The following is a 9142-nucleotide window of genomic DNA, read 5'->3' as shown; positions in this document are numbered from 1 at the left end:
CCAGCCTCCGGCGCCGGCTCGCCAGGCGCCTGATGCGCTCGCCCGCAGCCTGCCTGAATTCCGGCTGCATCAAGGGCCATCCGGCATCAGCAAGCGGAGAATGCTCCCTGGAGTTCCCGCATTCGGGCCGCCTGCGGAGCGCCTTGCCCCGCCCCCGGGCTTCCCTCGGCGGGCCTTCCTCCCCTTCTGCATGGGAAGAACCGGCCCGCGCGCCGCTGGGTTTCCGGGTGGATTTTACCTGCGGAGGAGGCTTGCCGTGCGCCTTGACTGCCCGGAGAGGGCTTGGATATAATGAGTCCAATTGATTGAGGGAGGTTCGGCAGTGAACAAGCCAAATGAAATGATCGTAGTTCTCGACTTCGGGGGACAATACAACCAGCTGATCGCGCGTCGCATCCGGGATTTGGGCGTCTACAGCGAGCTGCTGCCATACAACACGCCGGCAGAGCGGATCCGGGAACTCGCGCCCAAGGGCATCGTGTTCTCCGGCGGACCGGCGAGCGTATATGAGGAAAATTCCCCGATGGTCGATCCGGAGATCTACGAGCTGGGGCTGCCGATTTTCGGTATTTGCTACGGCATGCAGCTGATGAGCCATCAGCTCAAAGGCAAGGTTCAACGTGCGGGCAAGCGGGAATACGGCCGCGCGGACGTCACCTTCGAGAACGGAGCCGCGCTTGCGCTCGGCCTGGAGAACACGCAGACGGTATGGATGAGCCATACGGATCTGGTCGTCGAAATGCCGGAAGGCTTCCGCTTGGATGCGGGTACGGAGCATGCGCCGATCGCGGCCATGAGCCATCCGGAGAAGAATTTCTACGCTGTCCAGTTCCATCCCGAGGTTCGCCACTCCGTATACGGCAACGACATGATCCGCAATTTCCTGTACACGATCTGCAAATGCGAAGGCACATGGAGCATGGAAACCTTCATCGAGGACGCCGTGCGCGACATCCAGGAGAAGGTGGGAGAGACCGGACGCGTGCTGTGCGCCCTGTCCGGCGGCGTCGATTCCTCCGTTGTCGCCATGCTCGTCCACAAGGCGATCGGAGACCGCCTGACCTGCATGTTCATCGACCACGGCCTTCTGCGCAAGGGCGAAGCGGACAGCGTGATGGAGACTTTTGTCGGCAAATTCGGCATTGAAGTGATCAAGATCGACGCCAGCGAGCGGTTCCTCGGCAAGCTGAAGGGCGTGGACGATCCCGAGAAGAAGCGCAAGATCATCGGCAACGAGTTCATCTACCTGTTCCAGGAGGAGTCCGAAAAGCTGGCGAACTACGAGTTCCTGGCGCAAGGCACCCTCTATACGGACATCGTGGAGAGCGGCACGGCGACGGCGCAGACGATCAAATCCCACCACAACGTAGGCGGGCTGCCGGAGGACATCAAGTTCAAGCTGGTCGAGCCGCTGAGCGCGCTGTTCAAGGACGAGGTCCGCAAGGTCGGCTCCGAGTGCGGATTGCCGGACGCCATCGTCTGGCGCCAGCCGTTCCCGGGTCCGGGGCTCGCGATTCGCGTACTTGGCGAAGTGACGGAGGACAAGCTGGAAATCGTCCGCGAATCCGACGCCATCCTGCGCGACGAAATCGCGAAGGCCGGACTCGACCGTGAGATCTGGCAGTACTTCACCGCCCTTCCGGGCATGAAGAGCGTAGGCGTCATGGGCGACGCCCGCACGTATTCCTACACCGTCGGCATCCGCGCCGTCACGTCTATCGACGGCATGACGGCCGACTGGGCGCGCATCCCGTGGGATGTGCTGGAGAAAATCTCGGTGCGCATCGTCAACGAGGTCGACAACGTCAACCGCGTCGTGTACGACATCACCTCCAAGCCGCCGGCGACCATCGAGTGGGAGTAAGCGGATTTAACTGACCTTCCGGCTGCCGCCGCAGCGGCGTGCAGCCCATGGCGTTTCTCACCGGAGCCCTGCTGCTGCAGGGTTCCGGTGTTTGTTTTTTTCACGGCTCCGGCGCTGTAGCGATGCGCTGCCGAAGCCGTGCGGCGATGCGGCGGCGGTGCCGGTCGAGGGGGCGCTTCTTCATTGGCCTCGTCATCACTTGTCATCCGCCGTCCTCCGTGTCCATACAGCCGGATGGCCGAACCTCCCGGCCGCTCAGCCCCGCATCCAAGAACAATCGACCAAAGGAGCTCGACCCGTCATGCCACTGAAGCAAGAAGGCGGCCTGCTGCACGCCGAGGAGCCGATCTTCAGCTACCGGCTCATCGTCCTGCTGCTGGTCGTCATTACCGCAGGAGCAAGCCAGGGCCTGCTGCTGCCGCTGCTTACGATATTGCTGGAGCGCGGCGGCGTGCCGGAACATATCAACGGCCTCAATTCCATGGCTCTATACATCGGCACGTTCTCGACCATGTTCTTCATCGAAAGGCCGGTCCGCCGCTACGGCTTCCGGATCGTCATCCTCGCCGGCATCGTCATGATTATCGCCGCGACGCTGCTGTTTCCGCTGACGGCGGGCTCTTTCGCCGTCTGGTTCGCGCTTCGCATCCTGGTCGGCATCGGAGACAGCGGCCTTCACTTCGCGACCCAGCTCTGGATCGTCAGCCGGGCGCCGGCACGGCAGCGCGGCAAGTTCATCTCGCTGTACGGAATGTCGTACGGCGTCGGCTTCAGCATCGGCCCGCTCGGCATCAATCTGCTGCATTTCGGAGACCAGGCTCCGTTCCTGATCAGCGCCATGCTTTATGCGCTCGTCCTTCTGCTCGTGCTGAAGCTCCCCGCCGATCGTCCGGAGCCGAGGGAGCAGGGCGAGGCTGCCGGCTTCAGCCGCTACAAGTCGATCTACCGCGTCGCCTGGTATGCGCTGCTCCCGGCCATGCTCTACGGCATCATGGAAGCGTCCATGAATACCGGGTTCCCGCTGTACGGCCTCGGCATCGGCCTGGACCGCGCGGCGATCAGCGGCCTGCTGCCGGCTATCGGCATCGGCGGCCTGCTGCTGCAGCTGCCGCTCGGCATGTGGAGCGACCGCATCGGCCGCCTGCCCGTGCTGATCTTCTGCGGAGCCGGGGGCGGGCTGCTGTTCCTCGCCGTTCCGCTGGCCGGATCGTCCGTCTGGACGATGGCGGCGCTGATGGTCGCGGCCGGAGGGCTGGTCGGCTCGTTCTTCTCGCTCGGCCTCGCCTATGCGGCCGACATGCTTCCGCGGAACCTGCTTCCCGGCGCCAATGTTCTCGCATCCATCCACTTCTCCGTCGGCAGCATCGCCGGTCCCGTCCTGAGCGGATACGGTCTTCGCTACCTGTCGGAGAGCAGCCTGTTCTATCTGCTCGGCGGCGCTTTTTTGATTTACGCGATTACGGGCATGATAACCAAAGGAGGAAGAACCTCCCGCGAGGCCGACAGCGGAAAAACCCTTAATTCCTGATAAAAACAATGCTTTTGTCTTTAATGTTCGGGAATAACCGGGATTCCAGTCGTTTGAGTGTTGACATTTGTCGTGAATTCAGTAATATTAGTTACGTTCCGCAATGATAACCAACCAACTTTCGTATAATTCCGGGAATCGGCCCGGAAGTCTCTACTCGGTCACCGTAATGACCAGGCTACGAAAATTCAGGGGGCGTCCACGACGAAGCATCGCTTCGGACGGGCGCCTGCAGCTTCCATCCCATCGGGCCGGCCTTGCAATGGGCCTCCGATGGATTGGACAGCCGACCTGGACCCGGGAGAGACGCCATCGCAATGCCGGCATGCCGGCTTCGATTCCGTCTCTGCCGGGTTTTTTGCTTTTTCGGATTCCGCGCAAGGAAAATAACGCATTTCGGGGGGAACTTGCATCATGGAGCGCTTCTTCAAGCTCAAAGAGAACGGAACCAACATCCGCACGGAAATTATGGCGGGCATCACGACGTTCATGACGATGGCCTACATTCTCGCCGTCAACCCGAGCGTGCTGTCGGCTTCCGGCCTCAGCTGGAACTCGGTGTTTCTGGCGACGGCGCTGGCCGGCGGCATCTTCACGATCGCGATGGGGCTGTTCGTCAACTTCCCGGTCGCGCTCGCTCCGGGCATGGGCCTCAACGCCTACTTCGCGGCTACGATCGTAGCTTCCCAGGGGACGGACAAGCCGATCTCGCCTGCGATGGGGCTGACCGCCGTATTTATTTCCGGCATCATCTTCATCATCCTGACCGTAACCCAGGTTCGGCAAATGCTGATCAGCGCCGTGCCGGACAGCCTCAAGCATGCGATCACCGTCGGCATCGGCCTGTTCATCGCCATCGTCGGCCTGAAGAACAGCGGCATCATGACGATCGCCGCCGAGACGGCGGTCACCGACGTGCAGAAGCATCAATACGTGGACCTGCTCAGCTTTGAATCGGTCATCCATTTCGGCGACATCAAGGACCCGTCGGTCTACCTGACGATCATCGGCCTGATCCTGATCAGCCTGCTGCTCGTACTGCGCGTACCGGCCGCATTCCTGTGGGGCATCCTCGGCACGACGGTCGTGGCTTGGATTACGGGCAACCTCGACGTGAAAAACGGCCTCAGCGGCAAAAACTGGGCTCCTCAATTCTCGGATCTCAACTTCTGGCACTTCGACTTCGCGGGCATCATGCATGTCGGCATCGTCACGGTCATCCTGACATTCACGTTCGTCGAGCTGTTCGATACGTTCGGCACGCTCGTCGGCACGGCCAACCGCGCCGGCTTCATGAAAAATCCGGCCGAAGGCAAAAAACGCGTCGGCAAAGCGATGTTCGTCGACGCGATCGGCGTCGGCGGCGGCGCCGTTCTCGGGACGAGCACCGTAACGACCTTCATCGAGAGCTCCGCGGGCATCGCCCAGGGCGGCCGCACCGGACTGACCGCGGTCACGACCGGCATCTGCTTCCTGCTCTCGCTGTTCCTGGCTCCGCTGATCGCCCTGATTCCAGGCTCCGCGACGGCGGCGGCGCTCATTCTCGTCGGCCTGCTCATGATGCAGTCCGTAACCGACATCGACTTCAAGGATATGGTTTATGCCGTTCCGGCTTTCTTCACCATCATCCTGATGCCGTTCACGTACAACATCGCCAACGGCGTTTCCTTCGGCATCGTGTTCTACGTCGTGCTCGCCTTCTTCGCGAATGCGACGGGACGCCTCCCCGAAGGCAAGGAGAAATACAAGATTCATCCGCTTATGTGGATTCTTGCGGTGCTGATCATCGCCCGCTACGTATACCTCGGCGCGGCCGGCTGACCGGCTCCTCTCTTACGAAAACCTTCGGAACCTCGGTCCCGGAGGTTTTTCTTTTGTCGCCCGAGGATGATGGACAAGCCTGGTTTTGGCTTGTCCATCAGTCCGAGCGTGAGCTGATCCGGAACCCGGCAAAAGCATGAAGGGGAAGGTTTGCCCGATCTCTCTCCTCTGGAAGGACTTATTCCAGATCTCTTCCTTCCGAACAGATGCGGATAATTCGGCTATAGCCAACCATTACCTTGAAGCTCGGAAAATAAAGGTTAGGATGAGGAGGAAAGGGAGGGATCATCATGCTGGACGTGTTCGAGGTTGCCGACAAGCTGGTGGAGCACATCAAGGCCAATTATCCCGACGATGTGGCGCTTGCAGCCTATTACGGCTCTTACGCGCAAGGGACCGCGACGAAGCGCTCCGACTTGGATTTCTTTTTCATTCCGGCCACCGCCAGAGGATATGAGGCGAGCCTGCAGTTCATCCTGGATGACATCAGCTTTGACTTCTGGCCCATCAGCTGGGAACGGGCGGAGAGGATGGCGGCCTTCCAAGAGCCGAAAACCTCGATCATCGGCGATTGCAAGCTGCTCTATGCGCGTTCGGATGAGGACCGCGACAGGCTCCTGAAGCTTAAGGAAAGAATCGTCCGTCTTCAGAGTCCGGAGCACAAACAGGAGTTTGTGGAGAAAGCGGAGGCGGAATTGAGCCAGGTCTATGTCAGGCTTTACAAGCTGATCCGCGCGGGGGATTTCGGCAGCAGCGCCTATTGCCGGACGGAGGCGCACGGAATTCTGACCGGAGTCCTGCAAGGGCTGGCCTTGCTGAACCAATCTTATTTCACGAGAGGCTTTGGCCAAAACAAGGATCAAATCGATCGGTTTCATTTGAAACCGGCGCTGCTGGATTCCTATATGCATGCCATTATGCATGGAGACGATGCAGCGGATATCCTCCAAGCTTGCGAGCGGCTGACCGAAGATGCCCTGGAGCTGGTATTGGCTCAGAAAGAGCGGCTCAATGGAACTCCTTCGTTCGGGGATCGAATGAAGGGATTCTATGAAGAGGAGAAAGGGACTTTGGACAAGATCCGATCGGCATGCGAAAGAAACGATTATGATACGGCTTATTTTCATGCTGTTCACGCACAGGATTTAATCGCCCAGTTTCTCTTTTTCGCCGAGACCGGACAGTGGCCATGCGACTTGAAGCTGAGCGCCGATCATCACGCCCTCTACAGGCAGGCGGGACTGCCCGAGCTTGTTCCGCTTTTCGATCCTCATGACCTGACGCGGCTGCAGGCAGGCGCGGAGCGATTGAGCGTTGTTCTGGAAAGCTATCTTCGGGACAGAGGAGTCGAAATCAATCGTTTTTCCGATATGGCCTCCTTTGAAGCTTTTCTTAAGGAAGACTCATCCAGCAGGAACGAAAAGAAATGAGGAGAAGCCGAACGAGTTCGGCTTCTTTTGTTTGGCCGGATATTCGCCTGGTTCTTGGTTAAGGGAGGCTAAGGGTGGAAGGGACGAGAAGGAAGCAACAGGTAATAACGGACAGACGGGTGCTTCCGGCGGTCGAGGCGGATATGCATGTGATTTAAAATACTGTGTGTCCCTCCACCGTCCGGTACGATGGTTTCCAGAGCCGGCCTTTCCCGGGCGAGCATTTCACAGGTATAATAATCTCGGGCAGTCATTGTCTATTCATCAATCCGCTCAAGGAGGGACAGGAATGGAGCTACAGCAAGCAATTCGTCAGCGCCGCAGCATCGGAAAGGTCGAGGCTAGGCCGGTCGAGAAGGAGAAGATCGAACGGATCCTGGAGGCGGCTGTCTGGGCGCCTAACCATCACCACACCGAGCCTTGGAAATTTTTTGTCATGACGGGGGATGGACGCCGGGTGCTCGGAAGAGCTTACGCCAATGCCGCCTCCGACGCGCTTGCCGGACTGGATCCGGAGGAAAGGGAACAGAAGCTGTCGAAGGAAGAAGCCAAAGCGATGAGGGCCCCTGTCGTCATTGCCGCAGCCTGCTCGCCTTCCGACAACCCCCGCGTCATTCGTTCGGAAGAGCTCGCCGCCGTGCATGCGGCCGTGCAGAACCTTCTGCTCAGCGCTTATGAAGAAGGCCTTGGAGCGGTATGGCGCAGCGGAGATCCCATGCACCATCCGGCCATGAAGTCGGCTTTCGGGCTCAAGGACAAGGAAGAGCTGGTCGGCCTTATCTATATCGGCTACCCGGATATGACGGCTCCGGAAGGCCGCCGCATCTCGGCCAAGGATAAGACGTTCTGGGTCAACTGATTCTTGATCCGGCATGGAGCTTGCCCGCCCGCTCATCCTTATGCAAAACCCTCTTGTCGAGGGTTTTTTTCTTTTTTTGTCCTTAAAAACCGATCTGGAAGGGATATCCGAGAATGTGGAATAAAGTTCGGATTTAGAGAGATTCCTGAACAGGAAAAGAAATTGTTATGTCAGTATTCTTGACGCCGAATAAAGAAGGACAATTCCGATTTAGAGATATGGCATAATAGCTGTCATGGAATCGGCGGCCTGAATGGCGAAAGGTGTCCAAGGAAGCGTTTCCTTGAGAAATGCCGGATTGATCCTCGATTTTTGCTGTCGTATAGCAAGGAGATGGACCTGCCGCTGAAGCGATCCGGCTTGCAGGACAACGAGGAAGATCGAGGCCGTACATGGAAATGGCGCTGTAGAGCCAACGGCATTTTTCTTTGAAGGCGCCTCCATCAAAAGCGAACTTTAATCACATATTTTTTCTTTAATGTTCGTGTTTTTGAGTTGACAGGCTCTGCTCAGGTTGGTAAACTAGGGAGGCAAAGCGGGCGGGGAGCGGTTTGAATGGTCCTGAGATTGTCGAATCTTGTAGGAGGCCGCGCTACCTTGGTCCGCATATGATTTCAAGCAACTCGTATATCTTCGGGAATCGGCCCGAAAGTTTCTACCTGGCGACCTTAATCGCCGGACTACGGGATGCCGGAAGCAGGCTGGCTGTCCACGACTGGAGAGCGAGCTGTTTGGCTTCGGCTGCGCTTTTTCAGCGTATCTACATCCCGCAGGCTTTCGAGTCGCCCGTGCCGGATTCTCCCTACCCGGAGATTCCGCCGGCTGGCCGGCATGCGGTTTTTTTTGTTTCCGGCATCACATCGGATTTTCGCACTAGGAATATAGATAAAGGCGGGATGAACAATCATGACTGCTATCGTGGGCGTCATTATGGGCAGCAAATCCGACTGGGAAACGATGAAGCTTGCCTGCGGCATTCTGGATGAGCTTGGAATTCCTTATGAGAAAAAGGTCGTATCCGCTCACCGAACCCCTGATCTGATGTTCCACTATGCCGAGACCGCTGTCGAGCGGGGCTTGAAGGTCATTATCGCCGGAGCCGGCGGAGCGGCTCACTTGCCCGGAATGGTTGCCGCGAAAACGGCGCTTCCGGTTATTGGCGTTCCCGTCAAATCGTCGAGCCTGAGCGGACTGGATTCGCTTCTGTCCATCGTGCAGATGCCTGCCGGCGTTCCCGTCGCCACGGTGGCGATCGGCCATGCGGGAGCAAGCAACGCAGGCCTGCTGGCGGCGCAGATTATCGGCGCATTCGATCCGGGGATCAGGCGGCTCGTCGAAGAGCGGCGCGAAGCCATCCGGCTGCAGGTGCTTGAAAGCGGTGCAGAGCTGTGAGGGATTCCGGCAAGGTTGCAGGGAGCGGCAGCGCGGCTGTCCGCACCGATCAAGCGCGCGTCATTCCGCCGGGATCGACGGTAGGCATTCTTGGGGGCGGGCAGCTCGGCCGCATGATGGCGCTGGCCGGCAGCGCGATGGGCTACCGCTTCGTGGCGCTTGATCCTGCGGAGGACGGGCCCTGCGCCCAGGTTGCCGATAGCATCGCGGCCGGCTACGACGATCGGGAGGCGGCGCGGGAGCTGGCG

Annotated in this window: 6 protein-coding genes, 1 pseudogene and 2 riboswitches; all 7 genes and pseudogenes read left to right on the top strand. The window is 59.0% G+C overall.

Going from position 1 to position 9142, the window contains the following annotated elements; genetic code table 11:
* The first annotated feature begins 322 nt into the window (after positions 1-322).
* Complete coding sequence (guaA, locus tag BN871_RS22390) at positions 323-1864, top strand: glutamine-hydrolyzing GMP synthase (RefSeq protein ID WP_048748972.1); 1542 nt, start codon at positions 323-325, stop codon at positions 1862-1864.
* A gap of 301 nt (positions 1865-2165) precedes the next feature.
* A complete protein-coding gene (locus BN871_RS22385; protein WP_083436593.1) occupies positions 2166-3392 on the top strand; it encodes an MFS transporter in 1227 nt (408 codons plus the stop codon).
* 101 nt (positions 3393-3493) lie between these two features.
* Positions 3494-3593: riboswitch (purine riboswitch) on the top strand.
* A 213-nt stretch (positions 3594-3806) separates the two neighbouring features.
* Positions 3807-5213 carry an NCS2 family permease gene (locus BN871_RS22380; protein ID WP_048748971.1) on the top strand — a complete coding sequence of 469 codons (1407 nt, stop codon included), beginning with the start codon at positions 3807-3809 and terminating at the stop codon, positions 5211-5213.
* A 290-nt stretch (positions 5214-5503) separates the two neighbouring features.
* Complete coding sequence (locus BN871_RS22375) at positions 5504-6643, top strand: nucleotidyltransferase domain-containing protein (RefSeq protein ID WP_048748968.1); 1140 nt, start codon at positions 5504-5506, stop codon at positions 6641-6643.
* A 289-nt stretch (positions 6644-6932) separates the two neighbouring features.
* Positions 6933-7502: a nitroreductase gene (locus BN871_RS22370; protein ID WP_048748967.1), complete on the top strand. Its 570-nt coding sequence runs from the start codon at positions 6933-6935 to the stop codon at positions 7500-7502.
* A gap of 603 nt (positions 7503-8105) precedes the next feature.
* A riboswitch (purine riboswitch) is annotated at positions 8106-8205 on the top strand.
* Between the two features lie 203 nt (positions 8206-8408).
* The gene (purE, locus tag BN871_RS22365) at positions 8409-8894 is read left to right on the top strand and encodes a 5-(carboxyamino)imidazole ribonucleotide mutase (protein WP_048748965.1); all 486 of its coding nucleotides are present in this window, start codon (positions 8409-8411) and stop codon (positions 8892-8894) included.
* Between the two features lie 62 nt (positions 8895-8956).
* Positions 8957-9142, top strand: a pseudogene (locus BN871_RS22360) (5-(carboxyamino)imidazole ribonucleotide synthase); the annotation flags it as partial.

Source organism: Paenibacillus sp. P22 (assembly GCF_000469945.2).
GTDB classification, from domain to species: Bacteria; Bacillota; Bacilli; order Paenibacillales; family Paenibacillaceae; genus Paenibacillus_O; species Paenibacillus_O humicus.
Note: the sequence above shows the minus strand (reverse complement) of the source record. Positions and strands in the feature narration are given on the sequence as shown.

Excerpts from the sequence above, each read along its gene's own strand:
- BN871_RS22385 (WP_083436593.1), top strand. The coding sequence starts at position 2,166 with ATGCCACTGAAGCAAGAAGGCGGCCTGCTGCACGCCGAGGAGCCGATC.
- BN871_RS22380 (WP_048748971.1), top strand. The coding sequence starts at position 3,807 with ATGGAGCGCTTCTTCAAGCTCAAAGAGAACGGAACCAACATCCGCACG.
- BN871_RS22375 (WP_048748968.1), top strand. The coding sequence starts at position 5,504 with ATGCTGGACGTGTTCGAGGTTGCCGACAAGCTGGTGGAGCACATCAAG.
- BN871_RS22370 (WP_048748967.1), top strand. The coding sequence starts at position 6,933 with ATGGAGCTACAGCAAGCAATTCGTCAGCGCCGCAGCATCGGAAAGGTC.
- purE (WP_048748965.1), top strand. The coding sequence starts at position 8,409 with ATGACTGCTATCGTGGGCGTCATTATGGGCAGCAAATCCGACTGGGAA.